At 61.0% G+C, this 21,524-nt stretch carries 20 protein-coding genes; 8 read left to right on the forward strand and 12 right to left on the reverse strand.

What is annotated here, in order from left to right:
• Nucleotides 1-14: 14 nt before the first annotated feature.
• Both GR212_RS18960 and rnk read left to right on the forward strand, forming a co-directional pair.
• A complete protein-coding gene (locus GR212_RS18960; RefSeq protein ID WP_163988242.1) occupies nt 15-1,376 on the forward strand; it encodes an LLM class flavin-dependent oxidoreductase in 1,362 nt (453 codons plus the stop codon).
• Between the two features lie 356 nt (nt 1,377-1,732).
• A complete protein-coding gene (rnk, locus tag GR212_RS18965; protein ID WP_163988244.1) occupies nt 1,733-2,167 on the forward strand; it encodes a nucleoside diphosphate kinase regulator in 435 nt (144 codons plus the stop codon).
• A 133-nt stretch (nt 2,168-2,300) separates the two neighbouring features.
• Here rnk and GR212_RS18970 read toward each other — a convergent pair whose 3' ends face one another.
• Nucleotides 2,301-4,133, reverse strand: a complete 1,833-nt coding sequence (locus tag GR212_RS18970; RefSeq protein WP_163988246.1) for an ABC transporter ATP-binding protein — start codon at nt 4,131-4,133, stop codon at nt 2,301-2,303.
• A 32-nt stretch (nt 4,134-4,165) separates the two neighbouring features.
• Nucleotides 4,166-5,362, reverse strand: coding sequence for an aminotransferase class V-fold PLP-dependent enzyme (locus GR212_RS18975; RefSeq protein ID WP_163988248.1), 1,197 nt, complete (start codon nt 5,360-5,362; stop codon nt 4,166-4,168).
• An 81-nt stretch (nt 5,363-5,443) separates the two neighbouring features.
• Here GR212_RS18975 and GR212_RS18980 point away from each other — a divergent pair, with 81 nt between their 5' ends.
• Nucleotides 5,444-6,286 (forward strand): IclR family transcriptional regulator, encoded by an 843-nt coding sequence (locus GR212_RS18980; protein ID WP_432444379.1) that lies wholly within the window; start codon nt 5,444-5,446, stop codon nt 6,284-6,286.
• 11 nt (nt 6,287-6,297) lie between these two features.
• On the opposite strand, the gene GR212_RS18985 is transcribed toward GR212_RS18980, so the two are convergent.
• The 5 genes from GR212_RS18985 to GR212_RS19005 form a co-directional block, all read right to left on the reverse strand.
• Nucleotides 6,298-6,810 (reverse strand): RidA family protein, encoded by a 513-nt coding sequence (locus GR212_RS18985; protein ID WP_163988252.1) that lies wholly within the window; start codon nt 6,808-6,810, stop codon nt 6,298-6,300.
• A gap of 18 nt (nt 6,811-6,828) precedes the next feature.
• Nucleotides 6,829-8,037, reverse strand: coding sequence for an amidohydrolase/deacetylase family metallohydrolase (locus tag GR212_RS18990; protein ID WP_163988254.1), 1,209 nt, complete (start codon nt 8,035-8,037; stop codon nt 6,829-6,831).
• Entirely contained in the window at nt 8,038-8,916 is an 879-nt protein-coding gene (locus tag GR212_RS18995; RefSeq protein WP_163988257.1) for an ABC transporter permease, read from the reverse strand.
• Nucleotides 8,916-9,857, reverse strand: a complete 942-nt coding sequence (locus GR212_RS19000; protein WP_163988258.1) for an ABC transporter permease — start codon at nt 9,855-9,857, stop codon at nt 8,916-8,918. The genes GR212_RS18995 and GR212_RS19000 overlap by 1 nt, the downstream gene beginning before the upstream one ends.
• An 82-nt stretch (nt 9,858-9,939) precedes the next feature.
• Nucleotides 9,940-11,466 (reverse strand): ABC transporter substrate-binding protein, encoded by a 1,527-nt coding sequence (locus GR212_RS19005; RefSeq protein WP_163988260.1) that lies wholly within the window; start codon nt 11,464-11,466, stop codon nt 9,940-9,942.
• A gap of 325 nt (nt 11,467-11,791) precedes the next feature.
• On the opposite strand from GR212_RS19005, the gene GR212_RS19010 reads away from it, so the two are divergent.
• The 5 genes from GR212_RS19010 (at nt 11,792) to GR212_RS19030 (ending at nt 16,425) form a co-directional block, all read left to right on the forward strand.
• The gene (locus tag GR212_RS19010; RefSeq protein ID WP_163988262.1) at nt 11,792-12,745 is read left to right on the forward strand and encodes an N-acetylglucosamine kinase; all 954 of its coding nucleotides are present in this window, start codon (nt 11,792-11,794) and stop codon (nt 12,743-12,745) included.
• Nucleotides 12,742-13,608, forward strand: a complete 867-nt coding sequence (locus GR212_RS19015; RefSeq protein WP_163988265.1) for an amino acid ABC transporter permease — start codon at nt 12,742-12,744, stop codon at nt 13,606-13,608. The genes GR212_RS19010 and GR212_RS19015 overlap by 4 nt, the downstream gene beginning before the upstream one ends.
• Nucleotides 13,605-14,393 carry an ATP-binding cassette domain-containing protein gene (locus tag GR212_RS19020; protein WP_163988266.1) on the forward strand — a complete coding sequence of 263 codons (789 nt, stop codon included), beginning with the start codon at nt 13,605-13,607 and terminating at the stop codon, nt 14,391-14,393. The genes GR212_RS19015 and GR212_RS19020 overlap by 4 nt, the downstream gene beginning before the upstream one ends.
• A 63-nt stretch (nt 14,394-14,456) precedes the next feature.
• The gene (locus tag GR212_RS19025) at nt 14,457-15,347 is read left to right on the forward strand and encodes an ABC transporter substrate-binding protein (protein ID WP_163988268.1); all 891 of its coding nucleotides are present in this window, start codon (nt 14,457-14,459) and stop codon (nt 15,345-15,347) included.
• Between the two features lie 70 nt (nt 15,348-15,417).
• On the forward strand, nt 15,418-16,425 hold the full coding sequence (locus GR212_RS19030) for an SIS domain-containing protein (RefSeq protein ID WP_163988270.1): 1,008 nt from the start codon (nt 15,418-15,420) through the stop codon (nt 16,423-16,425).
• Nucleotides 16,426-16,432: 7 nt separating this feature from the next.
• Here the strand turns inward: GR212_RS19030 and GR212_RS19035 are convergent, their stop codons facing one another.
• The 5 genes from GR212_RS19035 to ugpA form a co-directional block, all read right to left on the reverse strand.
• The gene (locus GR212_RS19035; RefSeq protein ID WP_163988272.1) at nt 16,433-17,644 is read right to left on the reverse strand and encodes an ROK family transcriptional regulator; all 1,212 of its coding nucleotides are present in this window, start codon (nt 17,642-17,644) and stop codon (nt 16,433-16,435) included.
• A gap of 119 nt (nt 17,645-17,763) precedes the next feature.
• Nucleotides 17,764-18,531: an SDR family oxidoreductase gene (locus GR212_RS19040; RefSeq protein WP_163988274.1), complete on the reverse strand. Its 768-nt coding sequence runs from the start codon at nt 18,529-18,531 to the stop codon at nt 17,764-17,766.
• A 156-nt stretch (nt 18,532-18,687) separates the two neighbouring features.
• Nucleotides 18,688-19,740 carry a sn-glycerol-3-phosphate import ATP-binding protein UgpC gene (locus GR212_RS19045; protein WP_163988276.1) on the reverse strand — a complete coding sequence of 351 codons (1,053 nt, stop codon included), beginning with the start codon at nt 19,738-19,740 and terminating at the stop codon, nt 18,688-18,690.
• Nucleotides 19,740-20,588 carry a sn-glycerol-3-phosphate ABC transporter permease UgpE gene (gene ugpE / locus GR212_RS19050; protein ID WP_163988278.1) on the reverse strand — a complete coding sequence of 283 codons (849 nt, stop codon included), beginning with the start codon at nt 20,586-20,588 and terminating at the stop codon, nt 19,740-19,742. The genes GR212_RS19045 and ugpE overlap by 1 nt, the downstream gene beginning before the upstream one ends.
• Nucleotides 20,589-20,597: 9 nt before the next feature.
• On the reverse strand, nt 20,598-21,479 hold the full coding sequence (gene ugpA / locus GR212_RS19055; protein ID WP_163988280.1) for a sn-glycerol-3-phosphate ABC transporter permease UgpA: 882 nt from the start codon (nt 21,477-21,479) through the stop codon (nt 20,598-20,600).
• Nucleotides 21,480-21,524: the final 45 nt, after the last annotated feature.

The following is a 21,524-nucleotide window of genomic DNA, read 5'->3' on the forward strand; positions in this document are numbered from 1 at the left end:
GAACGACAGGTAAAATGGTGACCAAGAAAAAGCAGATCCTGCTCAATGCATTCAACATGAACTGCGTGGGACATATCAATCACGGGCTATGGACGCATCCGCGCGATCAGTCCGACCGTTACAAGACGCTCGGCTACTGGACCTCGCTTGCCGCCACCTTGGAGCGCGGCCTGTTCGACGGCATATTCCTGGCCGACATTCTCGGCGTCTACGATGTTTACCAGGGCTCCGTCGATCTTACCTTGCGGGAATCCATTCAGCTGCCGGTCAACGATCCCTTGCTGCTTGTGCCTGCCATGGCGGCCGTGACGCAGCATCTTGGTTTCGGGGTAACCGTCAATGCCGGCGCGGATGCGCCATACGTTTTTGCAAGACGCATGTCGACGCTGGATCATCTGACCAGCGGGCGCATCGGCTGGAACATCGTCACCGGCTATCTCGATAGCGCCGCCCGGGGCCTGGGCCTCGATATGCAGCTCGAGCATGATACCCGTTACGATCGGGCCGACGAATATCTCGAAGTGCTCTACAAGCTTTGGGAGGGGAGCTGGGAAGACGGCGCTGTCCTCGTGGACAGGGAAAGGCGCATCTACGCCGATCCGGCAAAGGTCCATGCGATCGATCATGAAGGGAAATTCTATCGCGCGCGCGGCTACCACCTGGCTGAACCGTCGATCCAACGCACGCCGGTTCTCTATCAGGCAGGGACGTCCGGCAGAGGCAGGCAGTTTGCCGCCCGCCACGCCGAATGCATCTTCATTGCCGCCGCCGATAAAAGCGCGGCGCGCGCAGCTGTCCTGTCCTTGCGCGAGGCGGTCGTTGCCGCCGGGCGAAGGCCCGATGACGTGAAGATATTCCTCGGCATAACCGTCATTACGGACCGGTCGGCCGCCGCGGCGCAGGAAAAATACGCCGAATACCTGCGCTATTCCAATCCCGAGGCGGGGCTGGCGCATTTTTCGGCCAGCACGGGCATCGATTTTTCCCGGTACGACCTCGACGAGCCCATCGTCTACGGAACGTCCAACGCCAGCCAATCGGCAACGCAGACCGCGCAGCAGCGTGGCTGGACAAGGCGGCAATTGCTGCATGAGCTTGCCATCGGCGGCCGCTATCCCGTGATCGTCGGCGATGCGGCAACGGTCGCGGACGAGCTTGCGGCATGGGTCGCCGAGGGTGAGGTCGATGGCTTCAATCTCACCAGGACCGTGGCGCCGGAAGGCTTTGAGGATTTCATCGATATTGTCGTGCCCGCCCTGCAGGACCGTGGTCTCTACAAGACGTCCTATGCGGAAGGCTCGTTGCGACGAAAGATCTTCGATGAGAACGACCGGCTGCCCGAGCGTCACAGCGGCGCGTCCTATCGATATCGGTAGGCAATTCCTGCCATTTCGAGTGAAGGCCGCCGCTGCGGGTCGTGTCGCTTTTCACAGCCGATCTTCGCGGTTTGAGCGCGCTTCCGATCTAATAAGGCAATGCGACTGGAGCCGGAGAGAGCGTCGTTCGGCTTGACAAATGCATCGTTTGATCCAACCATATGCGGATGAAAGCATCGCACTTCCATATTGCGTCCTGTCCGACGCATCGGCCGTTTCCCATCGCGGGAAACTGACCCCGGCTCGGCCCATGTCCCGAGTACGGGGCTTGTTTTTCATCCTGCATTTTTCTTCCTGACCGTCAGGAAAGCCAAGGCTTTCCGCAGTATTCGGTTAGCACCAGCGCGAGCACCATCATGTCAGCAAAACAGAAAGTCGGCCTCCATCAGGGCAAGCCCAATATCGTCATTTGCCATACGGATCGCGAGAGGTTGACGAAGCTTGCAGAAGCGATTTCCGATCGTTCACCTGATATTGCCGAGGAGCTGCTGGTCGAACTGGACAGAGCAAAAGTCGTGAAAGATGGAGGTCTGCCGGGAAATATCGTGCGGATGGGATCGTCCGTGAAATATCGCTCGGATGACGGACAGGAGCGTCATGTTTCGCTGGTCTATCCTGGCGAGGCAGACATTTCGCTCGGGAAGATTTCTATTCTCACCCCGATCGGGACAGCCTTGATCGGGCTTTCCGCCGGTCAGTCGATCGATTGGATCGCCCGCGACGAACGCAGCCACCACCTGACGGTCATAACCGTCGAAGCTCCGGATCCGGTGAGGAAAGGGGAGGCTTGATACGCCTGTCGAAGGCATCTTCGCGTCTGCATGTTCCCGGCACGCTCAATCGGTGTCTGGCGCCGCAATGCTATGATTATCCAGGCGCCAAAGCGTGTCGCGATCGTTCGCGCTCGCTTCTGCGCGGCACGCCTTAGACGGCAACCAGATGACTTGGAGATACGGTTCGATATTCGAGCGGTTTCGCCAAATAATCGACCGGCCGGATCGGGCTCTTCAACTCGTCGCTCGCAGCCATGCGCTTCTCGCGCCGGCGATCGGGATCAGGCACGGGAACGGCGGCCATCAGCTTCTTCGTGTAGTCATGTTGCGGGTTGCCGAAGACCGCCGCCCGCGGGCCGATCTCGACGATTTCGCCCAGATACATTACGGCGACGCGATGGCTGACGCGCTCCACCACCGCCATGTCGTGCGAGATGAACAGGAAGGAGAGGTTCAGTCTCTGCTGGAGATCGAGCATCAGGTTGATGACCTGCGCCTTGATCGATACGTCGAGCGCCGACACACTTTCGTCAGCGACGATCACCTTCGGCTCAAGCGCCAGCGCGCGGGCGATACAGATGCGCTGACGCTGGCCGCCGGAGAATTCGTGCGGATAGCGGCCGGCCATGTCCGGTGTCAGCCCCACCTTGCGTAGCATGTCGGCAACGACGTCCTTTGCCTGCGTGGCCGTTCCCATTCCGTGTTCGAGATAGGGTTCGGCAATTGCCTGGCCGACCGTCATGCGCGGGTTGAGCGAAGCGAACGGGTCCTGGAAGATCATCTGCACGGATTTGCGCATCTCGCGCATTTCGCGCTTGTTGAGCGAGAGCACGTCGCGGCCGCCGACGATGACGGAGCCGGATTGCGGCTCGATCAACCGCATGATGGCGCGGCCGGTGGTCGACTTGCCGCAACCGGATTCGCCAACGAGAGACAAGGTCTCGCCGGCAAAGAGATCGAAGGAAACATTCTCGACCGCGTGCACGCGGCCCTTCAGGCTGCCGAACAGACCAGAATGGATGTCGAAGCGCTTGGTAAGGTTCTTCACCTGGAGGACCGGCTTTTCTGTGGCCACTGTATCCGGGACTTCGACAGGCGTGTCGGATTCTCCCGTTGCCGTATTGACGACAGGAAAGCGCAGCGGCCGCTCGTATGCCTGCATCGAGCCGAGTACGGGCACGGCCGACAGCAGCACGCGGGTATAGGGATGCTGGCCGCGATGGAAGATATCGGCCGTCGCGCCCGTCTCCACCTGCTCGCCGCGAAACATGACGACCGTGCGATCGGCGATTTCCGCGACCACCCCCATGTCGTGGGTGATGAACAGGACAGAGGTTCCTTCCTCTTCCTGCAGCATTTTGATGAGGTCGAGAATCTGGCCCTGGATCGTGACGTCGAGCGCCGTCGTCGGTTCGTCCGCGATCAGCAGTCTCGGTTTCGACGCCAAGGCCATGGCGATCATCACGCGCTGGCGCATGCCGCCGGAAAAGCGGTGCGGATATTCGTTGAAGCGCGAGGCGGCCGACGGGATCCGGACCTTCTCCAGCAGCCGGATCGTTTCCGCTTTGGCGTCCGCGGCCGACATGTCCTTGTGGCAGAGCAGCGCCTCAGAGATTTGATCGCCGATCGTGAAGAGCGGATTGAGTGATGTCATCGGTTCCTGGAAGATCATCGAGACATCGTTGCCACGCACCTTGCGCATCTCGTGCTCGGGAAGCGAAAGCAGGTTGCGGCCGCCGAGCATGATCTTGCCCTCGATGCGGCTTGAATCGCTCTGCAGCAACCGCATGATCGAAAGCGAGGTCACGCTCTTGCCCGAGCCGCTCTCGCCGACGATCGCTAACGTCTCTGCGGGCGAGACCGAGAAGGAAACATTTCGCACGACCGGCTTCCATTCGCCGTCCACCAGGAACGAGGTGGTGAGGTTCTCGACGGAGAGAACCGGTTCGGCAGCCTCTATGGTCCTTGCCTGCGATGTGCTCATCTTTGTTCCTTTCTTTCGGTCCTCGCCACCGATCAATCCGGCCAATTCAGCACACCGTCGAAGCGATGCCTGCTGCGGTTCTCGATCGGCGTTGCAATGATCTCGTTGGATGCGCGCGCCTTGTCGAGTTCTTCGCCGAGGCGGGTCGCCACGATCGTTTCCTGACCGGGATGCAGGTTGCATGGATCGAGATAGAAATAGTGGTGCTCCACCTCATGGTCCCGAACGATCACGGGTGGATTGCCGCGGCCGAGCGCGGCGGCAAGGTCCCAGGCGCTGATATGCGCTTCCTGGGCCGAGATGACGACGCGCAGACGGTCGAGCGGGTTGTTGGTCGGATCCGGCTCGATCAAGGCGGTGACGCCCGGGCGGCCATCCAGAGTTTGCTTCCACAAATTCAGATAGCCGGTTTCGCGTTCGCGGATGCCTGAATGGTCGCGCTTTTCCCATGCTTCCAACGCCGCCATGACACCATAGACGCTTTCCTTGCCGACCTTCATGCCACGGCCGATACCCATATTCTGAAGGAAGGCATTGCGTACCAGTTCCTTCTTTCCGGTGACGATGCCGGAGGTCGGGCCGCCAAGGAACTTATGGCCGGAATAGAGTACGATATCGGCGCCCTGAGCCAGGAAAAGCTTCAGATCATATTCCGAGGCCGCATCGACGATGACCGGTACGCCCTTGGCATGGGCTATCTCCACGAATTCGGTCAGATGCAGCAGGCCATAATTCACCACATGATGCGACACGACATAGACGGCTGCCGCGGTTTTCTCCGTTATGGCGTTTTCCATGTGGAAACGGTGCGTCGACGTCGCCTGGCCGACCAGCACGGTCTTGCCGCCGGCAAGGCGGATCGCCTGGTCGACGGGCGCGCCATAGCTCACCACATGGCCCATCTGCAGGATGACTTCGTTCTTTTCCGACGCGACGTCTGGCAATTTCTCGATGGCGAGCAGGTTGTTGCCGGTGATGGCGGCGGCGACCGCGAGGCTGATGCCCGAGGAGCAGGATGCCGTCACGAAGCCCGCTTCACCGCCCGTCAGACGCGCGATGACGGCGCTTGCCTTGCGCTGGAGGTCATTGATTTCCACGAACTGCGGCAAGATCGCCGTCATGGCCGCAATGGCTTCGGGAACGACGATCGACGCGCCAAGGCTCGTCATCGTGCCGGATACGTTGATGACGGGCCTCAGACCGATTTTGGTACGGATATCATCGGACATTCTGTCTCTCCAAAGTGACGGCAGGCTGCTGATTGTCATCGACAGTTATGCCATAGTAATGTAATAGCTTGTCAAAATTCCATGAGGAGCGCTGATTTGGACGCCAAGACTCTATCGCCAGCCCCTCCCGAAGATGCCGCTTCCACGAGCGAGATCAAAGGCGCGCGCCGCTCGCGCGTAAGCGGCATCGACCGCGCGCTGCAGGTCATTGATTATCTCTACGAAACCGGTGCGCCGGCCGGAGCCTATGCGATTGCCAAGGCGGTGAAGGCACCTCTTTCGACCGTTTACGTCATCATCGACGATCTGGTGGAAAAGAACATGCTCGGCCGCAACGCCGACGGTACGGTCTGGCTGGGCGCCCGCCTTTATCATTACGGGCTTGCCTATGCGCGGTCGCTGGATTTCATGAGCGTCGCGACCCGCGAAATGCACGACCTCTGCCAACAGGCGGGGGAGACGGTTCAAGTCTGCGGCCGCGATGGCGATCATATGCTGGTGCTTGCCATGGCGGACGGGCCAAGCCATTTCCAGGTCACCTCCCGCGTCGGCACCCGCGTGCCATTGAACTGGACGGCATCCGGCCGGCTTCTGGTCGGCCACCTGCCGGAGAAGGAGAGGATCGAGCTTTTCAAGCGCTGCGCGCGCACGTCCCCGACCGGCCGCGCCGAGATCGATGCCCGCGTGCTCTCGGATTCTGCTGGCAAGGCGTTTAACGAGCGCCTGTCGATCCAGGTGGCCGAGTCCGATTATGCGGTTGCCTGCATCGCTTCGCCGGTCGTCGACCGTAACGGCCAATGTGTCGCGACCATTTCGATTGTGCTGCCGGAACAGAAGGTCTTTTCCGACGGCAACCACTATGGACAGCAGGTGCGCGCTGCTGCCGAGCAGATCGAAACGTTGATGGGCTGGCGCAATCACTGACCTTGTTCTCCTCAGTCGTTGAGCGAGACGATCGCCTCGATCTCGACGGTGATGTTGCCGGGTAGCGATCCGAAGCCGACGGCCGAGCGCGCATGTTGACCCGCCTCGCCGAAGACCTCGATGAACAGGTCCGAGCAGCCATTGATGACGCTCGGATGATCCTCGAAGTGCGGAACGGCGTTGACCATGCCGAGCAGCTTTACCACCCGCTTCACCCGGGAAAGGTTGCCGAGTGCTTCATGCATGACGGCCAGGAGGTTGATGCCCGTGAGCCGGGCGTGCTGATAGGCACGATCAACGCCGACGTCTCCGCCGACCTTGCCGGCGTGGAGACGGCCGTCCAGCTCCCGTGGCCCTTGACCCGATAGATACAGCACATTGCCTTCACGAACATGGGTCACGAAATTGGCGATCGGCGGCGGCGGCGGCGGCAGCTCGATACCGAGCGCGGCCAGTCGCTCATAGGGTGTTTGCGCTGCGGAGGCGACCTGTATTGGAGACGTGTTCACGGATGCTCCTGCCATGCGATTGGAGTGTTTCAACTAGCGCCACGAATAGCCGTGGCTGTGGCGGACGAGTTTGCGGGCGCGGGGAATATAGCGGGAAGCTGTGATCGCCTCGGCTCCGATGATCGAATGGCGCGGCTCGAACAGCTTCTGCAGGCGCGAGACGTCACCGTTGGAATCGGTCGCCTCAAGGTCCGCATCCACCAGGTCGAAGATGGTGAAATCTGCCCGTTCGCCGACCGCCAGCCGATTTGCCATCGAAAGCTTGATGACCGAGGCCGGTGCATGCGTGACCGCCTCCACCACCTTGTCGAACGGCATGCCGACCGAGAGCAGTTTGGACATGGTGGTCGCGAGATCCCAGACCGGGAAATTCATGGAGTGGCCGTGCAGGTCCGTCGAGATCGAGTAGGGCAGCAGGCCGCGCCTGATCGCCGCTTCCGCAACCTTGAAGGAGAAGGAGGCGCCTCCGTGGCCGATATCGAGCCGAATGCCTTCGCCGGCGCAGCGCTCGGCGAGATTGTAGAGATCCTCGTCTTCCATGATGCTGGAACCGGCCTTGCCGTTGAAGCAATGTGTGACGACATCGCCGGGCCCGAGAATTTCAAGCACCTCGTCATAGAGCGCCGGCGGCTCGCCGACATGCACCATCATCGGAACCTTCAGGATCTTGGCGATTTTCTTGCCGAGCTTGACGGGTGTCACGCCCCAGGATCCGGTGATCACATGACTGGCGCGGACCTTGATGCCGACGATGTGCTCACTGTTCTGCGCGTAGCATTCGAGGATGCGGTCGAGGTCGATGTCCTTGATATCGCGCAGTTCCGGGACACGATTGCAGGCGACGAGGCCGATCGAACCGAGATTGAGGAAAGCCTTGATGCGTTCCCTGGATGGTTCGATGATATATTCGCGAAATCCATGAAAATTGGCTTCGCCGGCCGAACCCGCATCGACAAGCGTGGTGACGCCGCGTTCGGCGCCGCACTCGGATGGACGGATCGAAATGTCCGTGCCGCCATGCCAGATATGGACATGCAGGTCGATCCAGCCGGGAGAAATCCAGGCGCCTTTGCCGTCGATGCGCTCGACGTCGGCGGTGGCGGCGAGCTGCGAGCCGGTGGCGGCAATCCTGCCGTCGGCGCCGACCAGAATGTCGATCACGCCGGCCGGCGTGTCGCTGCCGAAAGCCATGGGCTTCACATTGGTGAGGAGGAGCGGCTTGCCCGCTTTTTCACCGGTCATTTACAGGTCCTTTCGAAGTCTTGGATCGAGCATGTCCCGCAGGCCGTCGCCGACCATTTGCAGCGACAGCACGGAGAGGATGATGGCGAAGCCGGGGAAATAGGTCATCCAGTCGGCCTGGCCGATATACTGGCGGCCGGCGGCGATCATCGTTCCCCAGGTCGGGATTTCGGGGCTGACGCCGAGGCCGAGGAACGAGAGCCCGGCTTCGGCAAGCATTGCGCTGGCGAAAAGAAACGAGCCCTGCACCAGGATCGGTGAAAGGAGATTTCGCAGGATGTGCCGCGTCATGATATGGAATGTCGAGATGCCAAGGGCTCTTGCCGCTTCCACGTAGGGGAGCTCGCGGATGACCAGCGTCGAGGCCCGCACGATGCGCGCAAGTCGCGGCGAATAGACGATCGACAGCGCGACGATGACCGTCGTCAGAGAGGGGCCGAGGGCAGCGACGAGCGCAATGGCAAGCAGAATGTCGGGAAACGCCATCATCGCGTCGATCAATCGGGCGATCGGCGTGTCGAGCTTCTGGAAGAAGCCAGCGAGCAGGCCAAGCGTGACGCCGATTACCGCCGACAGCGCCACGACCGCCGCTCCCACGAGCAGCGACAGACGCCCGGCATAGATGGTGCGAGAGAAGACGTCGCGGCCGAATTCGTCGGTGCCGAACCAGTAGATCTGGCTCGGTGGCTTCAGTCTGTTGACGATCGAGAGTTTCGAGGGCGAATAGGGCGCGATCCACGGCGCCAGGACGGCAAGCAGCACGAAGATCGTCAGCACAACAAGACCGACGGCGACGGTCTTGCGCTTCAGCAGGCGACGAAGGAATTTGCTGCGCTCGCCCGGCGCCCGCTTCGGTGTATCGGTGACAATATCGGCCATCAGTAGCGTACCCTCGGATCAACCAGCAGGTAGAGCATGTCGATCACAAAATTGATCAGGACGTAGAGGCCCGCGATGACGAGCAGGGCACCCTGGATCACCGGATAATCGCGGCGCAGCACCGCGGAGACGACGAGGCTTCCGACGCCCGGCAAGCCGAACACGGTCTCGGTGACGACCGCGCCGGAAATCAGTACCGCGGCTGTGAGCCCGAGAACGGTGAGAATGGGAATGAGCGCATTCTTCAGCGCATGCTTCAGGATGACGCGGCGCTCGACGAGCCCCTTGGCGCGGGCGGTGCGGATATAGTCGTCTCCGAGCACATCAAGCATCGATGCGCGGGTGAAGCGCAGGATCAGCGCCGAGGAGACGAGGCCGAGCGCGAATGCGGGAAGCGTCAGATGATACATGCGGTCCAGGAAGCTTGCGCCCGGTCCGCCATAGCCGGATACGGGAAACATCCCCAGCCTCACTGCGAAGAACTGCATGAGGATCAGGCCGAGCCAGAAGCTTGGAATGCTCGCCGCCAGCATGCCGATCGTCATCGAAAGCTGGTCAATGAATGATCCGCGCCGATAGGCTGCATAGATGCCGATCGGCAGCGCGATGACACCCGCAATGAGAAGCGAGAACAGTGTGAGGAAAAAGGTTGGCTCGGCGCGCTCAAGCAGTGCGGAACCGACCGGAATGTTGAGGAAGATCGACTGACCGAGATCGCCCTTCAGCAGCTGGCCGATATAGAACACGTATTGAACGAAGATGGACTGGTCGAGGCCGAGCCGAATTCGCAAGTCTGCAATATCCTGGGCGGTCGCGTCCGGGCCGAGCATGACGGCGGCCGGGTCGCCGGGCGTCACGCGCACGATCACGAAGACGATCGTCACGACGAGAAACATCACGACGATCATGCCTGCCAGGCGTTGAAGGATGTAGCGTATCATTCGTTCGGTTCCCGGGTCCGCAAACGGACAGGATCGGAGGCGGGCGCCGGCCACGGCCGGCGCCCGAACGTCTCGAAATGGCTTACTTCTTGATCGATGCGTTCCAGAAATAGGGCCACGGCGCCGGATCGACGCCCTGAAGCTTGGTGGAGATCGCCGCAACGGCGTTGAAATCGCCGATCTTCATCATGGGCGCTTCGTCATAGATGGTCTTTTGAACGTTCGCCCAAAGCTCGATACGCTTTTTCGGATCGACCTCCGTGTTGAACGCGTCGACCGCGGCCTTGCTCGCAGGCGTGTTCCACCAGCCGGGCGAGCTTGCCGAAAGCGTGCCGATCAGGGCGGGTTCGGGCAGGAAGGGGCTGTGGGTGATGTAGATGTCCCACAATGCCTTGTCGGCGCGGCGCTGGGTGAGCGTTGCCCAATCGACCACTTGAAGATCGACCTGGAAGCCCGCAAGCTTCAGATATTCGGCGGCGACTTGCGCCATCTTGTAGTGGAACTCGTATTGGCGGCTGGTCAGGATGCGGATCGGTTCGCCGTTGTAGCCTGCGGCCTTGGCGGCTGCCGCGGCACCCTCCGTATCGGCGACGTTGTAGTTGCCTTTGACGCCGGCATCCGTGCTCCATGCATAGGGAGCGGGATACAGGTTGCCGTCAAGCGTATAGAAGTCCGTGCTGCCGAAGGCCGCTGCGAGCATGTCCTCCATGCTGAGAGCCTGCCGGATCGCCTTGCGGATCGCGACATTCTTCGCGATGCCGTCCGCTGTATTGAAGACGAAGACCGGATAACCGAAAGGTTTTAGAAGCAGCGGCTGCGTCGCCGAAGCGGATTTCAGCTTGTCGAAGGATTCGACCGGAAGAGAGTCGATATAGTCGTACTGGCCCGAAATGGCCGCCTCGACGCGGGTATTGGCGTCCGGGACCGGAACGAAGCGGATTTCATCGAGATATTGATGGCGCGCACCGCCGTAACCGTTGCTTTCTCCGTCGCGTGACTTGTAGCCATCGAAGCGGACGAGCTGGATATACTGGTCAGGCTTGCGCTCCTTCAGCATGTAGGGACCGGTGCCGATGAAGTCGGTCATCGTGTCAGCCTGCTTGCTGGCGGGGATGATGATGGCGGCGGAGTTATTGAAGGCAAGCAGCGAGGTGAGAGGGGCGTAAGGCTGCTTCAGCTTGATGACGACGGTGGCCGGATCCGCGGCGGCGATCGAGTCGATAAAGCCGCCCGCCTGCTTGCCACGCGATGCCAGCTTGATCCAGCGGTTGAGCGAGGCGACGACGTCGTTGGACGTCATGACACTGCCGTCGTGGAACTTGATGCCGGTCCTGAGCTTGATCGTATAGGTCTTACCGTCGGCGCTGATCTCGGGCAGGCTTTCGGCAAGAAGCGGCGTGGCGTTCCAGTTCTTGTCGAACGTATAGAGCGTCTCGAAGATATGTTGCGTGACGATGCCGACAAGATCGGCGGTTGAGGTCATCGGATCGAGCGTCGGCGGCTCTCCGATCGTTGCCACGTTTATGACGCCACCTTTTTCCTGGGCCATCAATAGTGAAGGAGCTGCAATCAGGGCAGCGGCAATCAGGAATCCGACTTTCAGATTCATCGAGTCTCTCCCATTTATGTTCCACAATTATGTTATATAAGCTTTTATAGAAGAATACAGGACGTGCGCTGCGTGTCAATGGTTCAGCAGATAGGTGAAAAACGCGCATCGGCCAGAGGAGCGGTTCGATCCCGCCTTTGAAGGCGTCGCGGACAGCCAGGCTTCTTGCGCACGGACATTTGGACCAGAACTCGAGACCAACTGTGACCGACGTCCGACCGGGCAATCGTGGATCGGGATCCCCTGCCAATTCGACGCGTCGCGAAAATAGCGCTTGCGTGCCCATTATAATTAGGTAAGTTGCCTAATAAATGGATCGAGGCGCATGATTGCTGGAATTGATATCGGTGGAACCAAAACGCAGCTCGTCGTCGAGGCGGGCAGCGAGACGATGGGCGAGAGGGTCCTCCACACCGCCGAATGGCGGGCCCGCGTCGATCACGATGCGGATGCGCAAGCGCTTGTTTCGCTGCTGGTCGCAACGGCCGGCGCGGCGCCGGCGGTCACTGTGGTCGGCGCGCATGGATGCGACAGCGACGACGATCGGCTTGCCCTGCAGCGGAGACTGGCCCGGCACCTGCCCGGCACGGTTCTCGTTCTCAACGACTCCGAGTTGCTGCTGCCGGCAGCAGGCAAGGCCAGCGGCATCTCCGTCATCAGCGGCACCGGTTCGATTGCGGTCTCCCGTGACGCTTTGCGGAGGATGATCGCGTCGGGCGGCTGGGGCTGGTATCTCGGTGACGAAGGAAGTGCGAGCGGCCTTGTCCGCGAAGCTGCCCGCATCATTCGCTTTGCGCTCGATCAGGGCGAGGCGCTTGATCCGCTCGGGCGGAACTTCATCGAAGCCCTTGCCGTCTCATCGCCCATCGAGATTGGACGGACGCTCGGCGAGATCGGATCGGCGGCTGGAATAGGCCGGTTTGCACCCCTGGTATTCGAAGCGGCTGACGCAGGCTCGATTTACGCCGACAGGGTCATCGCCGCGGCCGGCGCCTCGCTTGCCGTGCTCGCCGCGCAATTGATCCAGCGCGGAGCACCGCGGGGCGATGTCGTAACCGGAGGCGGGGTCATTGTCCGGCAGCCGCGGCTGTTTGCAGCGTTCAAATCCGCCCTGAACGACCGCCTGCCGGATCTGACGCTTACACTTCTCAACGAGCCACCCGTAACGGGCGCGATGGCGTTGGCCCGCAAACTCAGGCTTGGCGACCTGCCGGCGACGTTGCCCCTGCCGCACATCGACGGCGAATTGAGAACTGCCGGTGATTGGAGAGCCGCATGACGTCCCAGAAGATCATTCCCGCGCAAAACTGGGGGCAGCGTGTGGTCGCGGTCCTGCTGATCGCGGTCGTCGTGCTGCTTGCATTCATGGTCGGCACAAGCCGTCATATCGCCTGGTCGGCCGTGCCGCAGTATATTCTCGACGACACGATCTTGGACGGGATCAGGCTGACGATTCTGTTCACCGTTCTGTCGATGATTATCAGCGTCGTCGCCGGTGCGATCCTTGCCACGATGCGGCTCGCGTCCAATCCGGTACTGTCAGGCTTTGCAAGTCTCTATATCTGGTTCTTTCGCGGCACGCCGCTGCTGGTCCAGATCATCTTCTGGTTCAATATCCAGCTCTTCATTCCGAGCATCGATATCGGATCCATCCATATCGATACCAATTCGATCGTTACGGCGTTCGTCGCGGCTCTCCTCGCCCTCAGCCTCAATGAAGCGGCCTACATGGCGGAGATCATCCGCGGCGGACTGCTCGCCGTCGATAGCGGCCAGCACGAGGCTGCCAAGGCGCTCGGTTACACGCCAGCCCAGTCGATGCTGCGCATTGTCTTTCCCCAGGCGCTTCGCGTCATCATCCCGCCGATCGGCAATCAGACGATCTCGATGCTGAAGACCACGTCGCTCGTCTCCGTCGTGGCGGCGCAGGATCTTCTGACGCGAGCGCAGAACATCTACGCCCGGAACTTCCTGATCATCGAGCTGCTGATCGTCGCCAGCATCTGGTATCTCGTCATGACCACGGTCGCCTCCGCCATCCAGCTCGTCATCGAACGCCGGCTTGGAAAGTCAACAAACCAGGCGCCCGGCCTTCTGCAAAGCGCATTGCGCCTCATGCGCGCCGAAGGGAGAAACGGATGAGCGCCCCTATGACATCCTCCGCGGCAAAGCCCATCGTCGAGGCGGTCGACGTCCAGAAATCGTTTGGTCCGCTCGAAGTGCTGAAGGGTATCAATCTCTCCGTCGGCAAGGGCGAGGTCGTATGCCTGCTCGGCCCGTCGGGGAGCGGAAAATCCACCTTCCTTCGATGTATCAACCATCTGGAGCGTATGACGAGAGGCCGAATTCTCGTCGATGGCCAGTTGATCGGCTATCACGAGCGCGGCGACGCGTTGCATGAGATGAGCGGCAAGGAACTTGCCGTCCAACGTCGCGACATCGGAATGGTGTTCCAGCGCTTCAACCTTTTTGCCCATCAGGACGTGCTGACGAATATTTCGCAGCCTCCGATTCTCAATCGCGGAAAATCGCGCGAGGAGGCCGTCGCCCGGGCGAGGGAACTGCTGAAGATGGTGGATCTCGAGGGCCGGGGCAGCGCCTATCCCTATCAGCTTTCCGGCGGCCAGCAGCAGCGCGTGGCGATCGCCCGAGCGCTGGCGATGAACCCGAAACTGATGCTCTTCGACGAGCCGACGTCCGCACTCGATCCCGAGCTTGTCGGTGAGGTCCTGAGCGTGATGCGCAAGCTCGCCGCGGACGGGATGACGATGATCGTGGTGACCCATGAGCTCTCCTTCGCCCGCGATGTTGCCGACCGGATCGTGTTCATGGATCAGGGCGTCGTCGTGGAGGAGGGGCCGGCGCGCGATGTGCTCGACAATCCAAGGCAGGAAAGAACCCAGGCGTTTTTGAGACGGATGCACTGACCGGCAGGCTCCGCAATGAGGCCGCACGTCCTTTACGTGCACCAGGAAAAAAGGGGAATACCAATGACAGGGAAGACCAGACTGACAATCATGTTCGCCGCGGTGACGATGCTGGCAAGTTCCACGGCATGGGCCGCCGGCGTCGACCAGAAACTGCACGATCTGCTGCCCGAAAAGATCATATCGGCCGGCGAGATCAAGGTCGGCACGGAGCCGCAGACCCCGCCCTATGATTTTTATGGGGAAGACAACAAGACGATCATAGGCCTAGAGCGCGAGCTTCGCGATGAGATGGGTGTTCGTCTCGGGGTGAAGTTTACCGATGTGCCGGCGCAATTTGCCAGCATCATTCCGGGCATTCAGGCCGGTCGCTTCGATATGGGCATGTCCGCCTTCGGCGATTTTGCCGAGCGCGAAAAGATCGTCGATGTCGTCAACTACATGCTTGAGGGCACCAGCATCATCGTGCTGGATGGCAATCCGAAGGGTGTTCACAAGCTGAAGGATGCGTGCGGGCTCAATGCGGGCGCGGTCCAGGGCTCGATCCCGCTGCAGCTTCTCGACAAGCAGAAGACGCTGTGCCCGGCCGACAAGCCGCTCAACGTCATGCAGTTTCCGTCGAACGATCAGATCAAGATCGCGTTGCAGAGCGGTCGCGTCGATCTTTCCATGGATACGACGGGTGTCGCCGCCTATAGCCTCCAGCATCAGCCAGAAGGCAACAAGAAGCTCGAGCTTGTCACCGGGACACAGTATGCGGTCGGCTACCAGGCGATGCTCGTCAGCAAGGAAGATCCGAAACTGCGCGATGCGCTTGCGGCGACCATGCAGTCGATGATTGCCGATGGCTCCTACGCCAAGATTTTCGAAAAATGGGGCCTTGGCGAAAACAAGCTCGACAAGGTCACCATCAACGATGCCGCGCGCTTTGCCGACTACATGAAGCTGGACTGAGATCCGGCAAATCCCTCGGCGGCCGCGATCCAGGCGGCCGCCGATTTCTTTCAAACATATGGGAATGAACATGACAGACAGAGTGCCCTACCGCGAAGCGATCGCATTGCAGCCCGCTGCCCTCAACACATGCTTCCATTCCGTCTCCAAGCGGCTGGAATCGCTCGACCTCGAACCCGTGACGCGTGGACCCACGGTTCTTGTCGGTATCGGCGCCAGCCTCTATGCGGCGGTGGTCGCTGCGGCGCAGATGCGCGCCCAGGGCCTGCGGGCCTTCGCCTTGCCGGGCACCGATCTCTACGATCCGTCGATCGATCTGGGAGAGGCCTATATTGCCTTCTCCGCCTCCGGACGCAGCGAGGAGCCCGCGCGCGCCATGGAGCTTCGTCCCAATGCTCATTCCTACGGCATCGCCAAGGCAGACGGCACGCCGATTTCCCGCGTGGTCAAGCATATGATCGCGACCGAGAGCGGCGCGGACAGCGGCCCGAATACGACAAGCTACCTTGGATCGCTGCTGAGCGCAGCCCTGCTTGCCGATAAGGCCGGTCGCTCGTCTGGAGCGAACTGGAGTGAAATTTCGGGTCGCGCGGAGGCTGTCCTGAAGCAGACGCGCGCTCAGGCCGACAAGGCCGCCAGGCTGCTGGCCGGCAAGAAGTCCATCGATTGCGTTGGTGCGGGCACGGCTCTGGGCACCGCCGGTTACGCGGCGCTCCTCGTGCGCGAGGCGGCGCGCGTCGCGGCCCAGGACTGGGATACGCTGAACTTTCTCCACGGACCGATGGAGCCGAACGATAAGGACAGCGGCGTGCTGCTGTTCGGCAATGGCCGTGAAACCAAGCTTGCGAAGGATCTCGCCGGCTTCGGCATTCCTTCGGTTCTCGTGACCGCACGGACCGATGTCGCCGATGCAGACAATCTCGTCGTCATCCATGTGCCCGCCTTCTCCGAGGGGATTGGCGATGCCATCCTGCAGGCTATCCCTGCACAGTTGCTGATTGCGACCCTCTCCGAGGACGCAGGCCTGCCGGTGTGCGAATTCCGCTACCGCCAGACGGACACCAAGCGCGATCTCTGAGTTCCGCTCAGATGCTGATCTGGTCCGCCGTCAGCGCACTGGGATAGAGGAAGGCCGTCTTTCCTTCCTCTCCCAGCAGCCTTGCCATTGCGAAGTCGATGGCGAGGCGTACCGCGCCGAGAACCGTTGCCTGATTTGACAACTGGCCATTGACCACTTCGACCGGCCAGCACAGTTCCTTCACGACATCCCTGACCCCAGCCAGCAGCTGCGGATTTTGCCCGACGCCGCCGCCAAGCACGATCAGTTGCGGATCGAGCACGCTGACGCAGGCAGCAGCCAGGTTTCCGACATCACGGGCATGTTGCTCGACGATGGCGCGCGCAGTGGGAGACTGCTCCACGCGGGCAAAGAGTTCGCTGGTGCTTTTGGGCGGCGTGCCTTCATCGTCCGGCCATCTTGCGGCGGCACGTTCGAGAAGTGCCGCGGACCCCATGTAGGTTTCCACCTGTTGCCATCTCGGCTGCTCACGCTCGGACCAGGGGAAGGGCAGGTGGCCAATCTCGCCCGCGCCCCCCTTGAAGCCGCGAAAGAGGCGCCCCTCCAGCACGATGCCCATGCCGGTTTTCACGCCGATCTGCATATAGATCGCAAAGGAATAGTGCTTTGCCGATCCCTCGTGATACTCTGCAAGTGCCGCGCAGTTGACGTTGTTCTCAAGCAGCACCGGCGCACCATAGGCGGATTGCAGCCGCTCGAGAACGGGGATCAGGGTCTCGCGCCCGAACATTCTTTCCAGCGACGCCGAGATGATATTCGGCAGGGCAATTGCGATTGCGCGCAACGGCGTCGATCGCGCTTCGAACTGCGAAAACAACCGCGCGACAACCTCCTCGATCAAGAGGAAACGTTCATCGGCGGACTTGTCGGTGAACGGCATTTCCACGGCGCCGAGCGTTGCTCCGTCGAGGCCGCGCGCGATGGCATTGATATGGGTCGTCCCGCAATCGATGCCCATGACAAAGCCCGCCTTCGGGCCGAGGCCGTAGGTGACTGACGTTCGCCCGACCGAGCCGCGATTGATGCCGGCCGGCGCAAGCAGATCGTAGCGTTCAAGCTCGCTGACGGCCGCTGACATGGTCGGCTTGGAAAACATGAGCGCCGCGCTCAATTGCGGTCTTGTGGCGGGACCGCTGCTCGCAATCGTCCGCAGCACCGCCCGCGCGCTTTCCGTCAGCGGCGGCGCGTCAATTTCGGTCTGTTGCCAAGCTGTACTCAAAGGACACCCGGGGCGGTGAAGTCATTCGTAAAGCTCCCTTACCATCGGCTTGGCGGAATTGACAGCCGGATCCCATTGAAAAATATCGATCCGATCGGAAGAGCCCGCGCCTCATCCGATCAGATGGCGGTAAAGCCGTTATCGACGAAGAGATGGACGCCGTTGACGAAGTTGGACTCGTCCGAGGCAAGATAGAGGGCGGCCCGCGCCACGTCCTCGGGCTCGCCGATTCGCCCTTGCTGCGCGGCGATGGCGGCATCCGAGACGTCGACGCCGAGGGCCTGCAACTCCGCCACCTCGCGCAGTCCGTGCGGCGTGCGGATGAAGCCGGGGCAGACGGCGTTGCAACGAATATTGCGGTCGCGGAATTCGACGGCGATGGCGCGGGCGAACATATGCACCGCCCCCTTCGTCGTATCGTAGAGCACCTCCATCGGCGTTGCCGCAACCGCGGAGATCGACGAGGTGCAGACGATGGAGCCGCCGCCGGCGGCGATCATCCCCGGCAGCACGGCCCTGGTCATCAGGAACATCGAGCGCACGTTGACGCCGTGCAGCCATTCCCATTCCTCGAGAGTCGTTTCGAGAAACGGTTTGATGACGATGGTGCCGGCGTGATTGAAGAGGACGGTCACGGCGCCAAAACGGTCTTCGATGCCTTTGACCGCCGAATTGACGGCCGCTTCGTCCGAAACATCGGCAACCCAGTGGTCGGCGATGCCATCGGCATCGCGGATCGCGCGTACGGTCGCCGCCGCCGCATCGCCGTTGCGATCGATGATCGCGACCTTCGCGCCTTCCGCCGCGAACAGGCGCGACGCTGCACCACCCATTCCAGTGGCGCCGCCTGAGATGATGGCAATCTTGCCCTTGAGCCTATCCGTCACGCATTCCCCCCATCTGCCATTGTCCATCGGCGAAACTATCGCGAAAAATGCGCTTGGTTTTTCCGCGAAGCAAGAACAATCAATGGCATGACGTCAACTTCAAGCCGGCCCGGATTTTCGTGCGTCTGCCGGAATATTCGCCCGGCCGACGGCCGATCAGTTCGGATCGATCCGTTTGCCGTCTGGCGCAAACAGATGCAGTTTGTCGGGATCGGCCTGAACATGGCACTCACGGTCGAGAGCGAAATTCGAGCGGCCGGCAACACGGAAGATGATGGTCTGGCCGTCAGTCAGCGCCCCATAGACATAGCTCTCGGCCCCCACCAGCTCGACAGCCTGCACCCGGACCTTCGCGCCAAAGGAGCCGGCTTGCTCCGCATCGGCGAGATGAAGGTCCTCCGGCCGGATTCCGATCGTCATCGAGCCGGCGGCGGCGCTGATATTCGACGGCATCGTAATGCCGGATTCCGCATTGACCTTGATCAGGTTCATCGAGGGCGAGCCGATGAACGAGGCCACGAAGGTCGTTGCCGGCTTTTCATAGAGGTCGATCGGGCTGCCCATCTGTTCGATCCGGCCGCCGTTGAGAACAACCAGCTTGTCGGCAAGCGTCATGGCTTCCATCTGATCATGCGTGACATAGACGCTGGTCGTTGCCAGCGAGCGCTGCAGGCGCTTGATTTCCACCCGCATCTGCACCCGCAACTTCGCATCGAGGTTGGAAAGAGGTTCGTCGAACAGGAAGGCAGCCGGCTCGCGAACGATGGCGCGGCCCATGGCGACGCGCTGGCGCTGCCCGCCGGAGAGCTGGCGCGGCTTGCGATCGAGAAAGGGTTCGATCTCGAGCGATCGCGCCGCGGATTGGATGCGCTGGTCTATCTCGGCCTTGGGAACATTCCGGTTCTTCAGGCCGTAGGCGAGATTCTGCCGCACAGACATATGCGGATAAAGCGCGTAGTTCTGGAAGACCATGGCGATGTCGCGGTCGGAGGGCTCCAGGCGATTGACGACGCGGTCGCCGATGGCGATTTCGCCGGACGTGATGGCTTCGAGGCCGGCGATCATGCGCAGGAGCGTGGACTTGCCGCAGCCGGATGGGCCGACGAGCACCACGAGTTCGCCGTCATCGATGTCCAGCGAGACGCCCTTGATGACCTCGATGTCGCCGCCATAGGTCTTGCGCACGTCTTTCAAGCTGATCTTGCTCATTACTTCTCCGTCTCCACAAGGCCTTTGACGAACCAGCGCTGCATCAGCACCACGACGACAATGGGGGGAATGATTGCGAGGATTGCCGTCACCATGACGAAGTTCCACGGGGTTGCCGCATCCGCGAAATCCACCATCTTCCTCAATCCGATGATGATGGTCGTCATGCGGGCATCGTTGGTGACGAGCAGGGGCCACAGATATTGCGTCCAGCCATAGATGAAGAGAATGACGAAGAGGGCGGCTATGTTGGTGCGCGACAATGGCAGCAGGATATCCCGCATGAAGCGGAACGGACCGGCATTGTCGATGCGTGCCGCCTCCACCAGCTCCCCCGGGATCGTCAGGAAGAATTGCCGGAAGAGGAAGGTTGCCGTTGCCGACGCCATCAGCGGAAGCGTCAGCCCGGCATAGGTATCGATCATGCCGAGATCGACGACCACCTTGTAGGTCGGAAGAATGCGCACTTCGACCGGCAGCATCAAGGTGACGAAGATCATCCAGAAGAAGACCATGCGCAGCGGAAAGCGAAAGAAGACGATGGCAAATGCGGAGAGGAAGGAAATGGCGATCTTGCCGACGGCGATGACGACGGCGACAACGAATGTATTCCAGAGCATCCGCTCGAGGCTGACGCCGACGACACGCTCGACTCCGCCGAAAAGAGCATCCCCATAGTTTGAGAGGAATTGGTTGCCCGGCAGAAGCGAGATCGGCGGTCGCAGGATATCGGCTGTCGTCAAGGTGGAGGCGACGAAGGTGTAGTAGATCGGAAACGCGACGACGATGATGCCGACAATAAGCATCAGGTGGCCAAGGAGGTTGGCGATGGGACGCTGTTCTATCATTGACCGGCCTCACGCATAATGGACTCGCCGCTCGATGAAGCGGAACTGGAAGGCAGTCAGCGCGATGACGATGACCATCAGGATGACGGATTGGGCCGCCGAGGAGCCGAGGTTGAGATTGACGAAGCCGTCATTGTAGACCTTGTAGACGAGGGTCTCGGTCGCCTTGGCGGGGCCGCCGCCGGTCACGGCATGAATGATGCCGAACGTATCGAAGAAGGCGTAGACGGTGTTGACGACGAGCAGGAAGAAGGTCGTCGGCGCAAGCAGCGGAAAGACGATCGTCCAGAAGCGCCGGTTGCCGCGGGCGCCATCGATCGCGGCGGCTTCGATCAGCGACTTCGGGATGGCCTGCAGGCCTGCGACGAAGAAGAGGAAATTGTAGCTGATCTGCTTCCAGGCCGCCGCCACCACGACCAATGCCATAGCCTGGTTGCCGTTCAGGAGCGGATCCCAGGGGATGCCGTTGCGTCGCAGCAGGTAGGCAAAGGTTCCCATCGCGGGATTGAACATGAACAGGAACAGCATGCCTGCGACGGCCGGCGCGATGGCATAGGGCCAGATGAGAAGCGTCCGATAGAAGCCCTGGCCGCGCACGACCTTGTCGGATGCCGTGGCGAGCCCAAGCGCGACGATCATCGACAATGCCGCCGTCAAAAGGCTGAAAATTACCGTCACTTGCAAGGAGTGGAGATAGGTCTCCTCCGACAGGATGGCCTTGAAGTTCGAAAGGCCGACGAAGCCGCTCTTCAGGCCGAACGGGTCCTCGCGCTGGGTCGATTGATAGAGCGCCTGGCTTGCCGGCCAGAAGAAGAACACGATCGTCAGAGCGATCTGCGGGGCAAGCAGGATGTAGGGAAGGATCTTGTTGGGAAAGACGACACGTTGCAAGACGGCCTCCATTGACCATGCAGGAGGCGCCCGCAGCCGTGCCGC

Origin of the sequence: Martinezella lusitana (assembly GCF_010668395.1) — a bacterium.
GTDB classification, from domain to species: domain Bacteria; phylum Pseudomonadota; class Alphaproteobacteria; order Rhizobiales; family Rhizobiaceae; genus Rhizobium; species Rhizobium lusitanum_A.